Source organism: Streptomyces sp. NPDC058637 (genome assembly GCF_042717325.1).
Taxonomy (GTDB): domain Bacteria; phylum Actinomycetota; class Actinomycetes; order Streptomycetales; family Streptomycetaceae; genus Streptomyces.
The window spans coordinates 178186-197898 of record NZ_JBHXRD010000013.1; the positions used below are offsets into that span (position 1 = coordinate 178186).

A 19713-nucleotide genomic window follows, 5' to 3' on the forward strand; every position below is an offset into this window, starting at 1 on the left:
CACCCGGGCTCCGGCCTCGCCTCGCGCTGTACCCGCGCGGACTACGCCACTTCGAATCCCCCGGAAGACGGGGAGGGGAGGACCAGGATGACGGACAGGACCACGGCCGAGTGGTGGGAGCTCCTGCCTGCCGGTATCCGTCAGCAGGCCGACGGTTACGTCCTCCAGGACGCGTTCCTGGCGGCCGTCCGCGTCGTCTTCCATGCCGGCCGTGCCCACGGCCTCGGTCTCGTCGAAGCCCAGTCGGTCGTCCACGGCCGGTACGTCCACCACGGCGACCGGGTCGCCCGCACCCCCGACAGCCCGCTCGACCTGGAGTCCCTGACCGCCCTGGCGAAGGGTGCGCGGGGGCGGGTCGTGGCGATCGAGGCCGTCTGGGACGGCGACACCGTCCACGACTGGTTCGTGGACCTGCTGGCCGTCACCGCCGATCCGGCGGGCGAGCACCGACTGGCCACCGTCTACCGGAGTGCGGCCGTACGGCACCTCGGCGGCGAGGACTCCGGCCCGCTCCACCCGTCCGCGGTCGCCGCCGACAGGGCGGGCAGGGCCCTGGCCGTCCGGCTCTCCGTACCGTTCCACTTCGCGAGCCCGCACACCCCGGACGACGAAGCGCCGCGCTTCCGGCCCTGAACTCCGGTGCAGCCGGGGCGCCGGCCCCTCACGTGGCGCTCCGTTCGCTCGCCTCGCGCAGGTCGCGGTCCACCGCACGGTCGTACGCCGGGTCCGGTGCGCCCTCCCGGCTGCCGGGCCGGCCGGTGCGCAGGAGTGCGCGCCAGCGCTCCTGGCTCCAGTCGGCGGGGGCCGTGGTCCGCATGAAGTCCTCGACCAGGCCCAGGAACCGGACGGGGTCGAAGTGGTACGGGAAGTGGCCCGCGCCCTCGAAGATCTCCAGGCGGCTGCCGGGCATGGCCGCGTGGGCGCCGTACGCGTGGTGCACGGGGACCACGCTGTCGCGTGAGCCCCACAGCAGGAGCGTGGGCATGCCCTGGGTCAGGTAGCAGCGGTCCAGCATCGTGACCACCTGGCCCCGCCAGTCGACGACCGCCCGCAGGGTGCTGATGAACGCGCTGCGTGAGGTCGCGTCGGGGAGAGCGTCCACGAGGTCGACGAGTTCGTCCGCGTCCTGGCCCAGATCGGTGTCGAGCGCCTTGATCAGGCGGGTGAAGAGGCCGACCTGGCGGCGCATCCCGGGCAGCCGCAGCGTGGACAGCAGCAGGTCGGCGCCCGGCAGGGACACGGCGCGCAGGACGGGGTTGACCTCGCGGCCCACGCCTCCCGCGCTCACCAGGATCAGCCGGTCGGTGCGCTCGGGGTACTGGTACGCGAACTGCATGGCGACACCGCCGCCGAGCGAATGGCCGACCAGGGTGGCGCGTTCGATGCCCAGGACGCCCAGCAGGTCCCGGATGCCGTTGGCGTAGGCGGCCACGGAGTAGTCGGCCCGGGGTTTGTCCGAGGCGCCGTGTCCGAGGAGGTCCGGGGCGATCACCGTGTGGTGGCGGGCGAGGTCGGGGATGAGGTCCGCCCAGGTCGCGGAGGAGTCGCCGATGCCGTGGATGAGGAGGATCACGGGGCCGTTCCCCGCCATCCGGTAGGCCCTGCGGTATCCGTGGATGACCCTGTGCCGCAGTTCCGCCGCCTGCTCGCCTGCTTGCCGTGGTGCGCCGGTCACATGATCGCCCCCTGCTGACGGTCCGTCGTTCCGGGTGGGTGTCGCTGCGAGGATTCCTGGGCGAGCGTAGGAAGCTTCCGCGTACAGGCGGTTTCCGCGGAGTTTCGGACGGTGGCCGGATGGGGTCCGGGGGTGGGACGAGGGCCTGCCTGTCGTTCCGTAACACGCGCGTAGCAGTGGGGGGTCCCGCGCACCCTATGATCGCCCCAGCACACCCGCCGACTTTCTGCCGCGGTTTCGTGCGTCTCCCTCTCCCTGACCGGGTACGGCACCGCGCTGCCCTGCCCGCGAACCCTGGAAGGCGGCCTGAATGGTCTCTCCCGTACGTATCTGGCTCAACCGCACGTACGCGGAGAACGTCTTCTTCATCGATCAGCTCCGACATAATCCTGACGGCCGGCCGGTCGAGGTCCATGCCACGCACGGGGATCCCGACTCGCCCGTACTGGCTGCCGCCGACACCGCGGCGCCGGAGCCGGAGGGACTGACCCCGGCCGCGTACGCCGAATTCGCCCTGGACCAGTGCGCCCGGCGCGGTATCGACGTGTTCGTTCCCGTCCTGCACCAGGCTGCGACAGCCGCGCACCGTGAGGAGTTCGCTGCGCTCGGGACGACGCTGCTGGCCCCGCCCGTCGAGGCCTGTGCTCTCTTCCAGGACAAGGCGACGGCGTACGAGACGGTTTCGGCCGTGGGGGTACCGGTGCCGCCGTGGTGGCGGGTGCGTACCGAGGACGAGCTGGTCGAGGCCGTGGACGCGATCGAGGCGAGTGGCGGCACGGCCTGTTTCAAGCCGGCGGCCGGTGCGGGCGGGGTCGGGTTCCGCATCATCACCCGGGCCCCCTTCTCCTTGTTCCACCTGGGTGGCTTCCCGAGCCCCTACGTACCGTTGGGCCTGGTCATCGAGGCGCTACGGAGCGGCGAGGGCTCCGTCGACTGGCTCGTGATGCCGCGCCTGGACGAGCCGGAGGTCTCCGTCGACTGCCTGACCGGTCCGGACGGTGCGGTCAGGATGGCGGTGGGACGTACGAAGAACGGGCGGCGGCGCGGATTCACGCTGCGGCCGTCGCTGACCGAGCCCGCCCGGCTCATCGCCCGGACGTTCGGGCTGCACTGGCTGACGAACATCCAGTTCCGGATGTACGAGGGGCAGCCGGTCCTGATGGACGTCAACACCCGTCCGGCCGGCGGGCTGCACCAGCTCTCCCAGTGCGGCATCAACGCACCGTGGGCGGCGGTGCGCCTGGCACTCGGCGACGACCCGGGCGATCAGACCCCGGACTTCCTGGGCGCGGACTACTCGGTCATAGCGGGACCGCGGGCGCTGCGGCCGACCGTGGTGCCGGTGCAGCGTCCGGAGGAGCCGGCTGCCGCCCGCCCTGCTCCTGAAGGGGTCGCCGCCGCACTCTGAGGCGTGCGCGGGGTGGTCGTGCCGCAGGGCCGGGTACCCTCTGCGTCGGCGTGCGGACACCGTGCTGTAATGCGTGGCGAAGCCGCCGTGGTGGGTGGCTCGGGGGGACAGGGACATGATGGTTCGGACGGTGCACGTGGCCGGAGTTCTGCTGTCGGCTCTGCTGGTGTCGCTCGTCGGCGGCGACAGTGCCGGTGTCGCGGCGGAGGCGCGGATGGCGGCTGCGGCCGGGGCCGCTCGGAAGTACCAGCAGGCCATGCTGGAGAAGGACTGGAAGACCATCTGCGAGGCTCGGACGGAACTCCTGCGGGGTGGCAGCGTGGCCGATTGCCTGGACCGGACCGAGGGGCTCGCTCTCGACGACTACGGCCATCTCCGCATAAGTATCGGCAGCATCTCCGAGGTTGAAGCCGCTGGTCCGCATCCTGCGGGCGTCGGCCTGCGGATATCGCTCCATGAGGTGGACATGCACTACGCCGTCCGAGTCGTTCCCGGTGGCGGGAGTACCTGGCTCATCGATCAGTCGTTTGTCCTCGACACGAGCGTGGGTGCGGGCGTCGAGGCCATCCGCGAGGGGCTGCAGGCCGGGTGACGGCAGGCACGGGTCCGTTGTGGGCCCGGCTGGTCAGCTGATCGATTGTGAGGTTGAGAAGGCAGGCGCCCGGCCATGCTGCGTGGCGGCGACGAACTCGCCGGTCCGCAACGACCGGACGGGCTCCCGCCCGCGTCCGACTTGAGTGGGGGCGGTCGTGGTGAGGGCCGGCTGCGGCGCAGGGGTCAGCAGGCCGTACCCCGGCCGGCTGCCGTCGCCCGCAGCAGATCCCGGAGGAGTGCGAAGTCGATCTTCTCCGGTCTGCGGAAGCGCAGGCAGCCCTTGCCCATGTCGTGGCCTGCCAGCCGGTCCGCCAAGGCGTCGCGGACGTCGGTGCGCAGCAGGTAGAAGGAGATGTACTGCTTCTGGTTCGCGAAGGCGATCTCCCCGATGCCGTCCCGCTCGTAGGCCGGCATCCCGTAGGCCATCACCTCGGTGAATCCCCGCAGCTCCGACCGGCACAGGTCGCGCAGTCGGGTCAGTGCCTCCTTGCGTTCCCCGGGCACCTCTGCAAGGTAGCCGTCGACATCTTCCGCCTGGCTCCGCACCATGGTCCGAGCGTACGTGACACGCGGCGGGTGGCATCGGTCGACGTCTCCGTGGGGCCCCGGAAGCGCTCGCTCGTCCGATCGGTCTCCCGCTGTCCGTCAGTGCGGGCAGGCGTCCATGCCGGAGCGGATCTCAACCGCCTCGGCGTCGAGCAGCTCGCCGGCTACGGGACGAGGCCGGACGGCAGCGCGGCGGCCCCGCCACGAAAGGCCACGTCGGGGAGGGGCGTTCCCCATGGGACGGATCGAGTCCGAGTGAAACCCGAGCCGTCCGACGACCTGCGGACAAGAGCCTCTCGAGGCCCTTCCTGGACCCTGGGGGTGGAGCCATCCCCCAGGGGTCCCTGGGGGATATCCCCCACGTAAGTCGGGGCCTTACCGGATCGTTCGGGTGACGCGGAATCCCTACGTTGTGGGGTGGAATCGAAGCACAGTTCGCACACCTTCCGGAGGATCCCCCGTGACCGCCCCGACGTACCGCCCGCCGCGCACCGCCCACCCGCTCATCGGGGCCTTCGTGCGCTTCGTGGTGTGCGGAGGCGGTGTCGGGCTCGCCTCCGGCGGTGCGCTCGTGCTGCTCAGTGAGCGGATACCGCTGGTCGTCGCCAATGCGTTGATCACCGTCGTCTCCACCGTGATCGCGACGGAGCTGCACAGCCGGATCTCCTTCCGGAGCGACCGCAGGGGGTGGCGGATCCACCTGCAGTCGGGGCTGACCGTCGCCGTGAGTTACGCGTTCACCACCGGCGCCCTGCTCATGCTGCACGCCGTACAGGACTCCCCCTCCATGGTGGTCGAGCAGACGGTGTACCTGTCGGCGTCGGCGGTGGCCGGGGTGGGGCGGTTCGCGTTGCTGCGGTTCGCGGTCTTCACCGGGCCGGCCGTCGTACCGGCGGAAGGCGGCACGCCCCTCGGCAAGTCGTGCGTGGCCATCGCGGCGTGAGCGACCCGTGCGCCGGGCGGGCGTCCCGGAGGGCCGCCCGGGCCATCCGGCTCCCCGAGGAACGATGACACACCCATCATGACAGGTCAGGGCGTGTTTTCGTAGGACGAACAGCACGTCCGTGAAGCCTTGTTGAGCACCCTGCGCGACTCCCAGAATCGCCGTCATGAATCACTCCGAGAACATCGATCACGATGCGGTGCTGCGCGCACGGACGCTGCTGCTCGGATCCGGCGGAATCACCGTCCACCAGGAGGCCGACGCGTACAGGATTCTCGCCCGGGTGAGCCCGGCCGCCTATCTGCCCCGCCTCGCCCGGACGCTGCTGACGTTCAGTTACCGGCAGTTGGTGATGCCGGAGTTGCGGCTGCCAGTCCTGACCGAAGCCGTCGCCGCGGCCCGGCGGATCGACGGGGCCGAGCCGAACCGGGCCAAGCTGCTCACGGACACGCTGGACGCGTGCCGGCACGAGCTGTACACGCTCGGGCGACGGGCGGAGGCCTTCGCCCTGTGCGAGGAGATGGCACACGAGGGACGCAGGGCGTTCGAGGCGGGCCATGTGGCGAGCCCTGTGTACGCGCACGATCCGCTGGCCACCGCGCTCGCCGAGGAGGGACGGCATGAGGAGGCGGCGCGCCTGTTCGGGGAGATCGCCCGGGTCGCACGGGCGGAGGGGGACCCGTCCGCGGTGCCCTTCTGGCACACGGTCGCGTGGGTGGCGGAGCTGGATGCCGCCGGACGGCACGGGGAGGCCGTCGACGCCTTCGCCACCCTCGTCGAGGCGGGCCGTGAACGGCTGGACCGTGACGGCACCTCTCTCGCCATGCTGGTGTGGAAGCTGGTGCGGCTCGCCGGGATGCTCGATGCTGACGGGCGCCGCGACGAGGCCCGCACGGCCCGGAAGGAGGTCCTGGGCCTGCTGACCGAGCTGGCCGACAGCGGGGAACGCAAGGGCTGGAGCAACATCCTCTCCTGGTGGCGTGTCCTGCTGGCCCTGTCCGGACGTACGGACGAACAGCCCGTGCCCGGTGAGCCCGCCCCGGCCTTCGGCGTGAACCTCGGGTGGTCGCCCGACGTCAGGAAGGCGTACCTCGACGGCCGGGAACCCCTCATGGAGGCGATCGAAGCCCTGTCACCCCCGGTCGGATCCGTGCCGGTCCGTGACCGCCTCGCCGAAATGGTCCTGCTGCAACGAAAGCTGACACACCGTTCGGTCATGTACTGGGAGTCCCGCACCCATCTGATCCTCGATCCCCTGCGCCCTCTGTTCGACGAGGGGGTCGCCCTCGCCCGCCGGCTGGCCGCCGTGGACGACGACCGGGGCCCGGCCGTCCTCGCCCGCGCGCTGACCGACCGTTCGACCCTGCTCGTCGCCGGCAAGCGGTACGGCGAGGCACTCGCCGACTTCCGGGAGGCTGTGGACCTCGGGTGACCTGGGAGGCCGTGGAACTCGGGTGACCCGGGAGGTCCTGGACCTGCTCGTCTGACCCGCCTGACCCGGAGGCGTGGTCAGGGGCTCCTCTACGATCGTCCGCGTGTGCGCACATGTGATAGTCGCGGAAGACGACCCGAAGCAGGCCGAGCTCGTACGCCGCTACCTGGAGCGCGAAGGACACGCGGTCACGGTGGTGGGGGACGGTCTCGCCGCCCTTGAGCAGGTCCGGCAGGGCACGCCGGACCTGCTCGTCCTCGACGTGATGATGCCGCGGGCCGACGGGCTGGACGTGGTACGCGTACTGCGCTCCGAGGGACGGGAGTTGGCGGTGCTCATGCTGACCGCCCGGTCCACGGAGGACGATCTGCTGCTCGGGCTCGACCTGGGGGCGGACGACTACATGACCAAGCCCTACAGCCCGCGCGAGCTGATGGCGCGGGTGCGCACCCTGCTTCGGCGCACCCGGCGCGACGCGGATCCGGACCCGGTCGACGGCCACGTGCTGCGGGTGGGGGCGCTCGCCGTCGATCCGGTACGTCACGAGGTGGCGGTGGAGGGCGTGCGGGTCGAGTGCACGCCCGGTGAGTTCCGGCTGCTCGCCGCGATGGCCGCCGAGCCCGACCGTGTCTTCGCCCGGGAGCAACTGCTGGAGGAACTGCACGGGTTCGACCGGTACATCAGCAGCCGGACCGTCGATGTGCACATCATGAACCTGCGCAAGAAGATCGAGCGCGCGCCTCGCCGGCCGGTCCGGCTGCTCACCGTCTTCGGGGTCGGCTACAAGCTGACGGACCCGGCGAAGGGTGGCGCGCGTGCGTCAGCGCGACGATAGCGGCGGCAGCCGTCACCACCGGCTGCCGCTCCGCAAGAGCCTCCTGGGCCGCCTGCTGGCCGTGTCGGCGCTCGTCGCGGCGTGTTCGGTCGCCGCGACGGCCTGGCTGGCCGTGCAGACCACTTCCGGCGCGATCAAGCAGGAGCAGGGCCAGAACCTCACCGCGGACAGCCGTGTCCACGACACCCTGCTCGGATACGCGGCGGAGCACCCCACCTGGGACGGTGTCGCGACGACCCTGCGCGAGCTGGCGGACGACTCCGGCCGGCGGATCACGCTGACGACGCAGACCCGGGAGATCCTCGCCGACACCGCGGGGGCCTCCCCTCCCCCGCCGGCGCTGCCGTCCCAGCCGTCGGCGGTCGTGGACCCCATGTCCGTGGACGCCGCCCTGTCGTCCGGGGCGGGATCCGTGAGCGGGTCCATCACCGGGTCCGTGACCGGTTCCGTGACGACCGACGTGGGCGCACGGTCGGGCACCGACCGGATCGATCCCCGCGCCGTCGGCCCGTTCCGCCTGCCGCCGGCCGAGCGCACGTCACTGATGGACATCGCCACGAAGGCGGCAGCCTGCCTCGACCGGGAGGGCATCGCCTCGGACGTCGTGGAGGGGCCCAGCGGGCGGCCCCGGCTCGAGGTCGTGGGCAATGATCCCGACCGTGTGCAGGGCACCCTGTGCCCCACGGCCGCGCTGGGCACCCCGACCCCGACCGAGGAGAAGGCGCTCGCCGCGCTCAACGAACTGGTCGACGCGTGCCTGGACCGCCAGGAGCGGGAATCCGTACATCTCGACCTGGATCTCTCGTGGGGCCCGGACGCGGGCCCGGACGCGGGCCCGGAGCCGGAGGTGGCCCCCGGCGCGACGGCGGAACCCACTCCCGTACCCCGTGAGGTCACCCGGCCGACCCCGTCGCCCTCCTTCACCGTGAACGCCCTCACCAGTGAGAACGACCGGGCCATCGCCTCCTGTGTCGGCATCGCCCGCCAGGAACAGCTCAGCTCGTACGTCGCCTCCCCCGCACTGCTGTTCATCAGCGATCCGAGCGGCGGCGCGGTCCCCGGCTTCGAACTGTCCCCCGCGAACACGGCTCGGATCACGGGGGTCGCGGCGCTCGTCCTGGCACTCACCGTGGGCGCGTCGGTGCTCGCCGGGGCCAGGCTCGTACGGCCACTGCACGCACTCACGGGAGCCGCCCAACGCATGCGGGACGGCGAGGACTCGGCACCCGTCGTGGTCACCACGGACAACGAGATCGGCAGGCTGGCCGTCGCCTTCAACGACATGGCCGCACACCGCGCGCGGCTGGAGGAGCAGCGCAAGGTGATGGTCAGCGACGTCGCCCACGAGCTGCGCACCCCGCTGAGCAACATCCGTGGCTGGCTGGAGGGCGCCCAGGACGGGATCGCCGATCCCGACGCCGTGTTCATCTCCTCGCTCCTGGAGGAGGCGGTGCAGTTGCAGCACATCATCGACGACCTCCAGGACCTGTCCGCGGCGGACGCGGGCGCGCTGCGTCTGCACCCGGAGCCGGTTCGGATCGGGGATCTGCTCGCCCACGTCGCGGCGGCCCACCAGGCACAGGCCGACATGGCGCGGGTGGCTCTGACGGTGGACGCGGCCGGGGCCCCCGTCCCCACGCTCACCGCCGATCCGGTGCGGCTGCGGCAGGCGGTGGGCAACCTGGTCTCCAACGCCGTACGCCACACCCCGGCGGGCGGCCGGGTGACGTTGCGGGCGTACGTCACCGGGGCCGGGGAAGAGGTGGCGGTGGAGGTCGCCGACACCGGCAGCGGCATCCCGGAGGAGGACCTGCCCTACGTCTTCGACCGCTTCTGGCGTGCCGAGAAGTCCCGTAACCGCCGCACGGGCGGCAGCGGTCTGGGCCTGTCCATCGTCCGTAAGCTCACGGAGGCACACGGGGGGACGGCCCATGTGGTCAGCACGGTGGGCGAGGGTTCCGTCTTCACCCTGTGTCTGCCGCCGGCCGGCCCCGAGGGTACGGGTCCCGGTGCTGTGCCACGGGTTCCGCCCGGCTCCGGCGGCGACCATCGGTTCGGGCCCTGATGCGATGAACACAGCGCCCTGACAGCTTCCTCATAACTCCACTCCAGTCTGGAGCCATGCCCGGCGCCCGCCACGCACCCGCAGGCGGGCTCCACCAACGCCGGGCCGGAATCGGAGTCACTCAATGTCCCCTCGTGCGTCCCTGCGCGCCGCTGTCCTGACCGCCGTCGCGGTCGGCGCGGTCCTCCTCCCGTCCGCCGCGGCCTTCGCGGACGACTCGGCGAAGCCGAAGCCCACCCCCGAGGTCAGCACCCCCGCGACCGCCGAGCCCAGCCCCGTGCCCACGGAGGCCGGCACCGGTGCCGCCGAGCCGACGCCGGTGCCGGCCGAGTCCGTTCCCGCGGGCACGCTGCCGCGGGGCGGTGTCGCGGCCGGTGAGCGTGCGGCCGAGCAGGGTGGCGGCGGCACCGCGCTGTACGGCTCGGCGGCGGGCGCGGTCCTGCTGGCCGGCGCCGGCACCTTCGTGCTGCGCCGCCGTTCCGCCGCGCACCGCAACGGCTGACCTGGGCACGCGTGGCGCCGCTCCGCACGACGGGGCGGCGCCACTTCCCGTGACCCGACGCCCCATGCCCCGTACGCACCTCCGTACGCCCAGAGCCCCTACGCCCGGAGCCATCATGTCCCGTACCGCACGCGCCTTCCGGCGGACCGTCATAGCGAGGGCCGCCGCCTCCCTGTTCCTGGTGCCGCTCACCGGCTGTTCGTCGTCCGGTGCGGCGGAGCCCTCCGCCGCGGTCCAGGCGTCGGGTTCGACCGTCGAGAAGTCCGGGGAGGCCGGGGAGTCAGAGGTATCCGGGGAACGTCTGAAGGCACCGGCGCCCGCGCAGGTCACCATTCCGTCGATCGGCGTGACCAGCGAGCTGATGCGGCTGGGGCTCAACGCGGACGGCACCGTGGAAGTGCCGCCCGCGGAGAAGGGCATGACGGCCGGCTGGTACGCGGGCGGGGCCGTCCCCGGTGAGCCCGGGGCCGCCGTGCTCATCGGCCACAACGACACCCGGTTCGGGAAGGCCGTCTTCCATGACCTGAAGAAGATCACCAAGGGGGCGGTCATCACCGTCCTCGGCGGGAGCGGCGAGCGTACCCACTTCACCGTCACGGACACCGAGACGGTGAGCAAGAACTCCTTCCCCACGGAGAAGGTCTACGAGTCGACGACCGAGCGGGTGCTCCGGCTCGTCACGTGCGACGGTTCGTTCGACGCCGACGGGCATCCCGTCGACAACCTCATCGTGTACGCGACGCTCCGCTGAACCGGCGGGCCAACAGGCCGGCGGCCCGTGCGCCGGGCAGCCGCGCGGCTCGCGTTCCACGCGTTCGATGTCGCTACAACTACCCGACGTACTCCCGGCATCCGATGTCTACCCACGGGTAACTCCTGCTGCTTTGATGGGCGTCACCGGCCCGACTGCCCACACCCCACAGCAGGAGAACCCGTGCTGCACACCGTGATCCGCCGCGCCTCCGGCGCGACCCTGGCCCTGGCCGCCCTCGCCGCCCTCACCGCGGCCGCACCGGCGGCGCACGCCGCGGAGGCGGCGGCCGAGACCCCGTCGCTGCGCGTCCTCACCTACAACGCGTTCCTCTTCAGCAAGACCCTCTATCCGAACTGGGGGCAGGACCACCGGGCCGCGGTCATCCCCGAGGCGGACTTCTTCCGGGGCAACGACGTCGTCGTACTCCAGGAGGCCTTCGACAACGCGGCCTCGGACGAGCTGCTGCGGAACGCCGCCGGCCAGTACCCGTACCGCACCCCGGTGGTGGGCCGGAGCAGGAGCGGCTGGGACGCGACGGGAGGTTCCTACTCGGCGACGACGCCGGAGGACGGGGGGGTCGCCGTGCTCAGCAAGTGGCCGATCACCCGCCAGGAACAGCACGTCTACAAGGACGCCTGCGGCGGCGACTGGTGGTCCAACAAGGGTTTCGCGTACGCCGAACTGAACGTGAACGGCTCCCGGGTGCACGTCGTGGGAACGCACGCCCAGTCGACCGATCCCGGGTGCGGTGCGGGTGAGGCGGCCCGGAAGCGCAGCCTGCAGTTCCGGCAGATCGACGCCTTCCTCGACGCGAAGAACATCCCCGCCTCCGAACAGGTCGTCGTGGCGGGCGACTTCAACGTCGATTCGCACTCCCCCGAGTACGCGTCGATGCTCGCCGATGCCGGACTGACTGACGCCGACGCCCGTACGGGACACCTGTACTCCTTCGACACCCGGGACAACTCGATCGCGGCCGAGCGCTACCCCGACGACCCCCGCGAGGACCTCGACCACGTGCTGCACCGCGCCGGGCACGTGAAGCCGTCCGGGTGGACCAACGAGGTGGTCAAGGAGGAGAGCGCACCCTGGACGGTGACCAGCTGGGGTACGGACTACACCTACACGAACCTCTCCGACCACTACCCGGTGGTGGCGTCCGGACGGTAGGGCACGGACCGTCCGGCGGGGCGACAGGACGGGTGGTCGTACGCGTATCCGGTCCCGGATGCCCCGCCTGCGCGGCCGGTAAAGTGAGCGAATGCGCCCCGTTTCCCGCACCGTCGACCCACGCCCATGACCAGGGAGACCAGGACCCTTCCGGCTCTGGCACCGGGCTCGACGGACACGACCTTCGTGATCAAGGGGTACGACGAGGTCGTCCCGCACGACATCGTCTGGGGCGACCACTCGCACCCCTTCCACGAACTGCTGTGGAACGAGCGGGGCGCCACCTCGGCGGTGGTGGGTGCCCGGGTGTGGACGGTCACCCCTTCGCTGGGGCTGTGGATGCCCGCGGGCACGCTGCATTCCGGCTCGGCCGCGGCGGGCACCTGGTTCCGTGCGAGTTTCTTCGACTTCCGCACCACGGCGTCGATATCCGACACACCCGTGGCAGTCGAGATCACGCCGCTGCTGCGGCTGCTGCTGGAACGACTGGGTGAACCCGGCCTCCCCGCAGCCTCGCGCGCGGCGACCGAGGTGCTGGTGCTCGACGTGCTCCGGCCGTCGCCGCGCGAACTGCTCGTCCAGGTGCCGGCCTCCGCACTGCTGCGCCCGATCGCCGAGGCGGTACGCACGGACCCGGGCGATCTGCGGACGCTGACGGACTGGGCGTCCGAGCTCGGGGTGAGCACCCGCACGATCACGAGGGCGTTCCACACGGAGACGGGGACGAGCTTCGCGCGCTGGGTGGCGGCGGTGCGCGCGCAGCACGCGGTCACCCTGCTCTCTCGGGGCTGGGACGTCGAGAGTGTGGCGGAGCAGGTCGGCTACCGGTCGGCGAGTGCGTTCGGCGCGGCCTTCCGGCGGACGACCGGCCTGACGCCGGGCGCGTTCCGGCATAACTGAGCGGTCACGACGCGATCAAGGCGTACGAGCACCTCGCGCGCGGTGCCTTCGGGAAGATCGTCATCCGCGTCGCCAACTGAGCCGCCCGCCTGGTGGGCCCGGTCTCTGTGGTCACCTCCTCACCCGGCGACGCACCGACCTGCACCGAATACCGGGCCGACCTCGCGAGGTCCGTGTCTGCACCGCTCGGGGCGACCGGGCCGGACGCGTCGGGCGGTATGGCACCGACAGTCCTCGACTGCGGCAGGATATGGACCACTCAGCGCCCTGCGTCAGGCGCTGGTGAAGCCGGCTGTTCTCGGCCGTGAACTGGTGCAGGGCGCCGACCAGCGCCTCGACGTCAGCTCCGAGGCGGGCGATACCCACCACCTGCGCTCGATCGGCTGCTGTGGGGCCGGAGGGAGAGGCCGGTCGAGCGGATACACGAGCGGGCGACTCTGTCGATCCCCCGCGAGCAGGACAGTCCTTTCCGTCGAAAGCTCTGCCGACCGCACCGTCTCCCCCGTGTTCCGCAGGATGGCAGGAGCTCAAACATCGACTTACCGGCTTGTTTGTTATCAAGACAAGCGTTCACGCACTTTATTGCCTCATCCGGCCATAGAGGATGGCCGCACCAACGGTTCGAGGGAAGGTGTTTCGGCATGGCGGATTGGGTGAAGGTCGCGGGTGGCCTCTCGGCTGTCTCTGCAGGCTCCAGGACGACGGTGTGGGGTGTGAACGCGGGGAGCGCGATCTACCGGTACACCAACTACGACGCCAACCCCTGGATCAACATCCCCGGCGGGCTGAGCGACATCGGCGCGGGCGCGGACGGCACCGTGTGGGGCGTCAACAGCGGCAACCAGATCTTCCGGTACGCCGGAGACCAGGGTGCCTCGAACCCGTGGCCGAGTATCAACGGCAGTCTCGTCCGCATCGACGCGGGTTCCCGGACGAACGTATGGGGGGTCGACTCAGCCGACGCCATCTACCGGTACACGAACCACGACGCCAACCCCTGGATCAAGATCCCTGGGGCGCTGAGCGACATCGGCGCGGGCGCCGACGGCACCGTGTGGGGCGTCAACGCCGCCGGAGGCATTTACCGGTACACCGGGGACCAGGACAGCTCGAACCCGTGGAAGAACATCACCGGCGGCCTCAGCCGCATCGCGGTGGGCTCCCGGACCAACGTGTGGGGCGTCAACGCGGCCGGAGCCATTTACCGGTACACCAACAACGACGCCAACCCGTGGGTCAACATCCCCGGCACCGCCACCGACATCGCCGCCGGCGCCGACGGTACCGCTTGGCACGTCAACAAGAACGGTGACATCTACCGCTACACCGGCGACCAGCCGAGCTGACCCGGCACCGCGCCCTCCCGCCGACTACGCTGTCCGCCACAGTCGGCAGGAGGGCGACGGGCATGAGCCAGTACTTCGAGAGGGGCGACCGGACGCTGTGGAACCCGTCGAACGGTGCCGCCCGGCTGTTCGTCAGTCACCTCGCCGTCTACGAGGCCGAGTTGGGTATGCCGTCCGGCATCGGACCCCAGGATGCGGACGCGTACCAGGTGGACCCCGACGCCTTCGCCGCGTTCGTACACGCCCTGCTGCGGTGGCACCGCGACACCGGCCACCGGGTCATGCGCGCGCTGTCGGACGGTTTCGTCGCCACGGCACTGGCTCTCGCGGAGCGGGCAGGCATCGAAGTGGACTTCGGTTCCCCCGACTTCGACCGGGACACCGCCTGCCACGACGGCCGTGCCCGGCCCCACACCCCGGCGCGGGACGAGTGGTCGTCCGCCCTGCGCCGGGATGCGCACGAGATGGTCCGCTCCATGGCGTGCTGAGCCGGCCCGGCCCACGTGCGGGCCGTGGCTCCTACGGCCGGATGTAGGGCCGGGTCATGATCTCCATGTTGTGGCCGTCCGGGTCGTCGAAGTACACGCCGCGACCGCCGAAGAGCCCGTTGATCCGACCGGGTTCCGTGTGCCTGGGGTCCGCGTAGTAGGTGACGTCGAGCGCCCGCAGCCGGCCGATCATGGCGTCGAACTGCGCGTCGGGCACGAGGAACGCGTAGTGCTGCGCCTGGACGGGCTCGTCCCGCTTCTCGTAGTAGTCGAGCGTCACCCCGTTGCCGAGGTCGAGGGGCAGGAAGGGGCCGAACGGTGCGCCCACCTCCAGGCCCAGGACCACGGCCAGGAACTCGGCCGACAGAGACCGGTCGTAGGCGTACACGGCGTGGTGGTTCAACTGGACGGTGGTGACACCCTCGTCGAGGGTCTGTTCGTTCCGCATCTGTGGCAACTCTCCGGGTCTTGGGTTCCGTTGGGACGGTGCCGCACAGGGCACCGGACGGTACGACTCGGAGATCGGGCGGGCCTCGGGCCCGCCGCGCGGTCATGCCAGGGCCGGGCGCCTCTCTCGTGCATGGCTCGAGGCCGACCCGGTAGTCACCCGTCGATCGTAGCGTGCGTCGCCCCACACCTGCCGGCCGACGGATATCTTGCGTCCATGGACGACTTGGCCTCACTCCGGCGCGCGCACGGCCCCGTCACCGTCAGCCGGCTCGTCCGGGACCTGACCGCGCTCGGGCTGGAGGAGGGCGACGTCGTCATGTTCCACACGCGGATGTCCGCCATCGGATACGTGGCAGGCGGCCCCAGGACGGTCATCGACGCACTCGACGACGTCGTCGGGAAGCACGGGACACTGATGGTGACCTGCGGCTGGAACGACGCCCCGCCGTACGACTTCACCGACTGGCCGCAGGCCTGGCAGGACGCCGTGCGCGCCGAGCATCCCGCGTACGACCCCGGGCTGAGCGAGGCGGACCACAGCTTCGGCCGTCTGCCGGAAGCACTGCGCCGGCTGCCGGGCGCCGTCCGCAGCCGCCATCCCGACGCCAGCTTCGCGGCTCACGGCATCGCCGCCCGGTTCCTGACGGCGGACCACCCCTGGGACGATCCGCACGGCCCCGGCAGCCCGCTGGCGAAACTGGTCGCCCTGGGCGGGCGGGTCCTTCTTCTGGGCGCCCCGCTGGACACCCTCACGCTCCTGCACCACGCCGAGGCGCTCGCCGTGGCGCCGGGCAAGCGGTTCGTGGACTACGAGCAGCCGATCCGCGTGGACGGGCAGCGGGTCTGGCGGCGGTTCCGTGACATCGACTCCGAGCACGGCGCCTTCGACTACTCCTCCGTGGTGCCGGAGGGACAGGATCCGTTCGAGGCCATCACCCAGGACATGCTGGCCGCCGGCATCGGCCGCCGGGGCAGCGTCGGCGCGGCCACCAGCTATCTGTTCGAGGCCGACGAGGTCGTGCGCTTCGGCGTCGGGTGGATCGAGGAGAACCTGGGTGCGGGTGCCCGGTGGCCCGACGCCCGCGACCCGGCCGTGTCCGAGGACAGAAACCCTCGGTAGGGCCCGGAGCCCCGTGTGTACGGCAGGGGTACGGAGCGCCAGGCACGGGCGAAGCCGGGTGGCTCCGCGCGACCGGTCACGAGGACGGCCACCGGTGTCCGGCGGGCGGCGGCCCTGATCCCTTCCGGGGTGGTGCTCGCGTCGTGCCCGCCGGTCTGCCGGGAGGAGCAGCCGGCGTAGTACGCGATGGGGACGGCCTGCTCCCCGCTGACCACGCACGGCGGACGCACCCCGAGCCGGTTCAGCGCACCGGCGACGGCCGCGTAGTCGGCACTCGTGGAGTGGCTGCTGGCGGACACCCGGCTGAGGACCTGGAGCTGGACGGCGAAGTGTCCGGTCAGGACCAGGGCCAGCAGTGTGACGCCGACCGGCCGCCCCGTCGCCCTCGCCCGCTGCCTCGCCCGTGCGAACAGGTGGGTCACGCTCTCGGCCACGGGTACGGCGAGCAGCGCGTAGGCGGGGAGGAGGAACCGCGGTGCGGCGTACTCGATCAGGAACAGGTACGGCACCGCCAGTGATCCCGCGGTCGCCGTCGCCACCAGGGCGGCGGTCCCCCGGCCCGCACGGCGGGCGACCACGACCCCGCCGGCCGTGAGGAAGGGGACCGCTGCCCACCACACGGCGGTGCCCGGACGGTTCCACGGGATGTCGCAGGGGCGGCACAGGGTGCGCCCCTCCAGGGACCGGATCTGGTCGTCGACGGCCATGTTCCATCCGAGGCCGCCCTGGATCGCGCCGGCCCGGTGCAGCCGGGCACCCACGCCTCCGTACTGTGCGTACGCCTCGGCCACCCAGGGCGCGCAGCCCGCGAGCAGCCCGGCCACGAGGGCGGCGCACAGGTCGGGCCGCCTCCGGCCGGGGACCAGCACCGCCGCGAGGATCAGCGGCAGGGTCAGCCAGACACCGTCGGCGGGACGCATCAGGGCGACCAGTGCGACGGCGGCCCCCGCCCCGATCAGTTCGGCCCGGCCCCTCGCGCCGCCCACCGCTCTCACGGCCCAGCCCGCGGCGGCCAGCGCTCCCAGGGCGCACCAGAGGTTCGGCATCGCCATCGGGCCGTAGAACAGGGTGGGCCACAGCCCGGCGAACAGCGCGCCCGCACATACGAGTACGGGGGTGGGGAGCACCTTGCGCCAGATCCACAGGGCGACGACCAGTGCGGCGGCGGAGAGCAGTACGAGGTAGATCCGCAGCAGGGTCGTGGAGGTGGTGAGGGCTGCGGCCGGGGCGACGAGGTAGGTGATGCCGCGGGCCCGTGGGGCGCTGAAGAAGGCCGGAGGCGCGTTGCCGCCGACCTGGCTGACGTACACGGTCTCGTCCCAGGCAGGCCCCGATCCCGGTACCACGAGGGTCAGTTGGACGAGGGCGAGGGCCGTGGCTACCGCTGCCAGCCAGGGCAGCGGGCCGCGGATCCGTCTGCGGGGCCGTACGGGTACGGCCTCCGGTGCCGGGCGTGCCGGCCGGCACTCCTGCGTGCCCTGCATGACCGCTCCCTACCGATACAGATGGGTCCGAATGCGACAGATGCCACCCTGCCCGACGTCAGGGTCCGGACCTTCGGGACGCGCCGCCCGGCATGTCAACCGGTGGGGAGGCAGTGCCGCTTGGGTCTTCCGGAGGGGCGGCGACACGCCTTCACGCACCGGCGGGCCCCCATGCGGCCGCCCGGACCTGGCCGAACCGGCCGCGTCCCCCTTCAGCTTCGACGTGGGCCGGGCGTACCTCGTCGAGGGGGCGCACCTGGTGTCCGGTGGGACGCCGGAGCCGATCGCCGGTGACGACATCGGCGGCACGTTCTTCCTGTGCGGGGGGCTCGCGCGTGCGGCGCCGGCCCAGGGCAGGCTCCTGCCGGACAGGATCGGCAAGGGGCCGGCGAAGGCGCTCAGCCCGTCGTCCACCGCCTGCGTTTTCGCGCCGACGACAACCCGCATTGCATGGCCATGCGAAATAACGCATACTCTTCCTATGTCTAAGGTTCTCACCTCCCTGCCCACCGGCGAGCGCGTCGGCATCGCCTTCTCCGGCGGACTCGACACCTCCGTCGCGGTCGCGTGGATGCGCGACAAGGGTGCCGTCCCGTGCACCTACACCGCCGACATCGGTCAGTACGACGAGCCCGACATCGCGTCGGTGCCCGGCCGTGCGACGGCGTACGGCGCCGAGATCGCGCGCCTGGTCGACTGCCGCGCGGCGCTGGTCGAGGAGGGCCTGGCCGCACTCACGTGCGGCGCGTTCCACATCCGCTCGGGCGGGCGCGCGTACTTCAACACGACGCCGCTGGGCCGTGCCGTCACCGGCACCCTGCTGGTCCGGGCGATGCTCGAGGACGACGTGCAGATCTGGGGCGACGGCTCCACGTTCAAGGGCAACGACATCGAGCGGTTCTACCGCTACGGCCTGCTCGCCAACCCGCACCTGCGGATCTACAAGCCGTGGCTCGACGCGGACTTCGTCACCGAGCTCGGCGGCCGCAAGGAGATGTCCGAGTGGCTGCTTGCCCACGACCTCCCCTACCGTGACAGCACCGAGAAGGCGTACTCCACCGACGCCAACATCTGGGGCGCCACCCACGAGGCCAAGACCCTGGAGCACCTCGACACCGGTGTCGAGACCGTCGACCCGATCATGGGTGTGCGGTTCTGGGACCCCTCGGTCGAGATCGCCACCGAGGACGTCACGATCGGCTTCGAGCAGGGCCGCCCGGTGACGATCAACGGCAAGGAGTTCGGCAGTCCGGTCGACCTGGTGATGGAGGCGAACGCCATCGGCGGCCGCCACGGCCTGGGCATGTCCGACCAGATCGAGAACCGGATCATCGAGGCCAAGAGCCGCGGTATCTACGAGGCCCCCGGCATGGCGCTGCTGCACGCCGTGTACGAGCGTCTGGTCAACGCGATCCACAACGAGGACACGGTCGCGCAGTACCACAACGAGGGCCGGCGTCTCGGTCGCCTCATGTACGAGGGCCGCTGGCTCGACCCGCAGGCCCTGATGGTCCGCGAGTCGCTGCAGCGCTGGGTGGGCGCGGCGGTCACCGGCGAGGTGACCCTGCGGCTGCGGCGCGGCGAGGACTACTCGGTCATGAACACCTCCGGCCCGGCGTTCAGCTACCACCCGGACAAGCTGTCCATGGAGCGCACCGACAACTCGGCGTTCGGCCCGGTCGACCGGATCGGCCAGCTCACCATGCGTAACCTCGACATCGCCGACTCCCGCGCCAAGCTGGAGCAGTACGCCGGTCTCGGCATCGTCGGCAACGCCCACGCGGCGCTCCTCGGTGCGGCCCCGGCGGAACCGACGGGCCTGATCGGCGCGATGCCGGAGGGCGGCGCCGAGATCATCGCCTCGCGCGGCAGGACCGAGGACGACGACGAGATGCTGGACCGCGCCGCGATGGAGTTCGGCACCGACTAGCCGGGCCGGTCAGCCGCACCGGAGGGTGGCGCCCCCCCGGCGCGGACCCGCCCGGGGGGGGCCCCCCGCCG

General features: G+C 71.6%; 18 protein-coding genes and 1 pseudogene. 15 read left to right on the forward strand and 4 right to left on the reverse strand.

The features are described 5' to 3' along the window. Positions 1 to 87: 87 nt before the first annotated feature. On the forward strand, positions 88 to 633 hold the full coding sequence (locus ACFWVP_RS16155; protein WP_384497109.1) for a hypothetical protein: 546 nt from the start codon (positions 88 to 90) through the stop codon (positions 631 to 633). 28 nt (positions 634 to 661) lie between these two features. Here ACFWVP_RS16155 and ACFWVP_RS16160 read toward each other — a convergent pair whose 3' ends face one another. Continuing rightward, a complete protein-coding gene (locus ACFWVP_RS16160) occupies positions 662 to 1675 on the reverse strand; it encodes an alpha/beta fold hydrolase (protein WP_384497110.1) in 1014 nt (337 codons plus the stop codon). A gap of 310 nt (positions 1676 to 1985) precedes the next feature. Between ACFWVP_RS16160 and ACFWVP_RS16165 the strand changes: the two genes are divergently transcribed. Next, on the forward strand, positions 1986 to 3083 hold the full coding sequence (locus ACFWVP_RS16165; RefSeq protein ID WP_384497111.1) for an ATP-grasp domain-containing protein: 1098 nt from the start codon (positions 1986 to 1988) through the stop codon (positions 3081 to 3083). A 115-nt stretch (positions 3084 to 3198) separates the two neighbouring features. Next, positions 3199 to 3675, forward strand: a complete 477-nt coding sequence (locus tag ACFWVP_RS16170; RefSeq protein WP_384497113.1) for a hypothetical protein — start codon at positions 3199 to 3201, stop codon at positions 3673 to 3675. Positions 3676 to 3860: 185 nt separating this feature from the next. Here the strand turns inward: ACFWVP_RS16170 and ACFWVP_RS16175 are convergent, their stop codons facing one another. Then, positions 3861 to 4226: an iron chaperone gene (locus tag ACFWVP_RS16175; RefSeq protein WP_384497115.1), complete on the reverse strand. Its 366-nt coding sequence runs from the start codon at positions 4224 to 4226 to the stop codon at positions 3861 to 3863. Between the two features lie 457 nt (positions 4227 to 4683). Here ACFWVP_RS16175 and ACFWVP_RS16180 point away from each other — a divergent pair, with 457 nt between their 5' ends. The 10 genes from ACFWVP_RS16180 (at position 4684) to ACFWVP_RS16225 (ending at position 14658) form a co-directional block, all read left to right on the forward strand. Continuing rightward, positions 4684 to 5166 (forward strand): GtrA family protein, encoded by a 483-nt coding sequence (locus tag ACFWVP_RS16180; protein WP_384497117.1) that lies wholly within the window; start codon positions 4684 to 4686, stop codon positions 5164 to 5166. A 166-nt stretch (positions 5167 to 5332) separates the two neighbouring features. Further along, on the forward strand, positions 5333 to 6598 hold the full coding sequence (locus tag ACFWVP_RS16185; RefSeq protein WP_384497119.1) for a hypothetical protein: 1266 nt from the start codon (positions 5333 to 5335) through the stop codon (positions 6596 to 6598). Positions 6599 to 6713: 115 nt separating this feature from the next. Further along, positions 6714 to 7433 (forward strand): response regulator transcription factor, encoded by a 720-nt coding sequence (locus tag ACFWVP_RS16190; protein WP_384497154.1) that lies wholly within the window; start codon positions 6714 to 6716, stop codon positions 7431 to 7433. Beyond that, positions 7414 to 9498 (forward strand): sensor histidine kinase, encoded by a 2085-nt coding sequence (locus ACFWVP_RS16195; protein ID WP_384497121.1) that lies wholly within the window; start codon positions 7414 to 7416, stop codon positions 9496 to 9498. Before ACFWVP_RS16190 ends, ACFWVP_RS16195 begins: the two co-directional genes overlap by 20 nt. Positions 9499 to 9622: 124 nt before the next feature. Continuing rightward, positions 9623 to 10000 carry a hypothetical protein gene (locus ACFWVP_RS16200; RefSeq protein WP_384497123.1) on the forward strand — a complete coding sequence of 126 codons (378 nt, stop codon included), beginning with the start codon at positions 9623 to 9625 and terminating at the stop codon, positions 9998 to 10000. Positions 10001 to 10115: 115 nt separating this feature from the next. Then, positions 10116 to 10751, forward strand: a complete 636-nt coding sequence (locus ACFWVP_RS16205; RefSeq protein ID WP_384497125.1) for a class F sortase — start codon at positions 10116 to 10118, stop codon at positions 10749 to 10751. A 183-nt stretch (positions 10752 to 10934) separates the two neighbouring features. Next, positions 10935 to 11924, forward strand: a complete 990-nt coding sequence (gene sph, locus ACFWVP_RS16210) for a sphingomyelin phosphodiesterase (RefSeq protein WP_384497126.1) — start codon at positions 10935 to 10937, stop codon at positions 11922 to 11924. A 126-nt stretch (positions 11925 to 12050) separates the two neighbouring features. Beyond that, the gene (locus tag ACFWVP_RS16215; RefSeq protein WP_384497128.1) at positions 12051 to 12824 is read left to right on the forward strand and encodes a helix-turn-helix domain-containing protein; all 774 of its coding nucleotides are present in this window, start codon (positions 12051 to 12053) and stop codon (positions 12822 to 12824) included. A 641-nt stretch (positions 12825 to 13465) separates the two neighbouring features. Next, on the forward strand, positions 13466 to 14170 hold the full coding sequence (locus tag ACFWVP_RS16220) for a tectonin domain-containing protein (protein WP_384497130.1): 705 nt from the start codon (positions 13466 to 13468) through the stop codon (positions 14168 to 14170). A gap of 62 nt (positions 14171 to 14232) precedes the next feature. Continuing rightward, on the forward strand, positions 14233 to 14658 hold the full coding sequence (locus tag ACFWVP_RS16225; RefSeq protein WP_384497132.1) for a DUF6086 family protein: 426 nt from the start codon (positions 14233 to 14235) through the stop codon (positions 14656 to 14658). Positions 14659 to 14689: 31 nt separating this feature from the next. On the opposite strand, the gene ACFWVP_RS16230 is transcribed toward ACFWVP_RS16225, so the two are convergent. Then, on the reverse strand, positions 14690 to 15106 hold the full coding sequence (locus ACFWVP_RS16230; RefSeq protein ID WP_384497134.1) for a VOC family protein: 417 nt from the start codon (positions 15104 to 15106) through the stop codon (positions 14690 to 14692). Between the two features lie 216 nt (positions 15107 to 15322). Between ACFWVP_RS16230 and aac(3) the strand changes: the two genes are divergently transcribed. Continuing rightward, a complete protein-coding gene (gene aac(3) / locus ACFWVP_RS16235) occupies positions 15323 to 16228 on the forward strand; it encodes an aminoglycoside 3-N-acetyltransferase (RefSeq protein WP_384497136.1) in 906 nt (301 codons plus the stop codon). On the opposite strand, the pseudogene ACFWVP_RS16240 reads toward aac(3), so the two are convergent. After that, a pseudogene (locus ACFWVP_RS16240) lies at positions 16180 to 17712 on the reverse strand (hypothetical protein); the annotation flags it as partial. The gene aac(3) and the pseudogene ACFWVP_RS16240 sit on opposite strands and share 49 nt — an antisense overlap. Positions 17713 to 18193: 481 nt before the next feature. Here ACFWVP_RS16240 and argG point away from each other — a divergent pair. After that, entirely contained in the window at positions 18194 to 19642 is a 1449-nt protein-coding gene (gene argG / locus ACFWVP_RS16245) for an argininosuccinate synthase (RefSeq protein ID WP_384497138.1), read from the forward strand. Positions 19643 to 19713: the final 71 nt, after the last annotated feature.

Excerpts from the sequence above, each read along its gene's own strand:
- ACFWVP_RS16155 (WP_384497109.1), top strand. The coding sequence starts at position 88 with ATGACGGACAGGACCACGGCCGAGTGGTGGGAGCTCCTGCCTGCCGGT.
- ACFWVP_RS16165 (WP_384497111.1), top strand. The coding sequence starts at position 1,986 with ATGGTCTCTCCCGTACGTATCTGGCTCAACCGCACGTACGCGGAGAAC.
- ACFWVP_RS16170 (WP_384497113.1), top strand. The coding sequence starts at position 3,199 with ATGATGGTTCGGACGGTGCACGTGGCCGGAGTTCTGCTGTCGGCTCTG.
- ACFWVP_RS16175 (WP_384497115.1), bottom strand. The coding sequence starts at position 4,226 with ATGGTGCGGAGCCAGGCGGAAGATGTCGACGGCTACCTTGCAGAGGTG.
- ACFWVP_RS16185 (WP_384497119.1), top strand. The coding sequence starts at position 5,333 with ATGAATCACTCCGAGAACATCGATCACGATGCGGTGCTGCGCGCACGG.
- ACFWVP_RS16200 (WP_384497123.1), top strand. The coding sequence starts at position 9,623 with ATGTCCCCTCGTGCGTCCCTGCGCGCCGCTGTCCTGACCGCCGTCGCG.
- ACFWVP_RS16205 (WP_384497125.1), top strand. The coding sequence starts at position 10,116 with ATGTCCCGTACCGCACGCGCCTTCCGGCGGACCGTCATAGCGAGGGCC.
- ACFWVP_RS16215 (WP_384497128.1), top strand. The coding sequence starts at position 12,051 with ATGACCAGGGAGACCAGGACCCTTCCGGCTCTGGCACCGGGCTCGACG.
- ACFWVP_RS16220 (WP_384497130.1), top strand. The coding sequence starts at position 13,466 with ATGGCGGATTGGGTGAAGGTCGCGGGTGGCCTCTCGGCTGTCTCTGCA.
- ACFWVP_RS16225 (WP_384497132.1), top strand. The coding sequence starts at position 14,233 with ATGAGCCAGTACTTCGAGAGGGGCGACCGGACGCTGTGGAACCCGTCG.
- ACFWVP_RS16230 (WP_384497134.1), bottom strand. The coding sequence starts at position 15,106 with ATGCGGAACGAACAGACCCTCGACGAGGGTGTCACCACCGTCCAGTTG.
- argG (WP_384497138.1), top strand. The coding sequence starts at position 18,194 with ATGTCTAAGGTTCTCACCTCCCTGCCCACCGGCGAGCGCGTCGGCATC.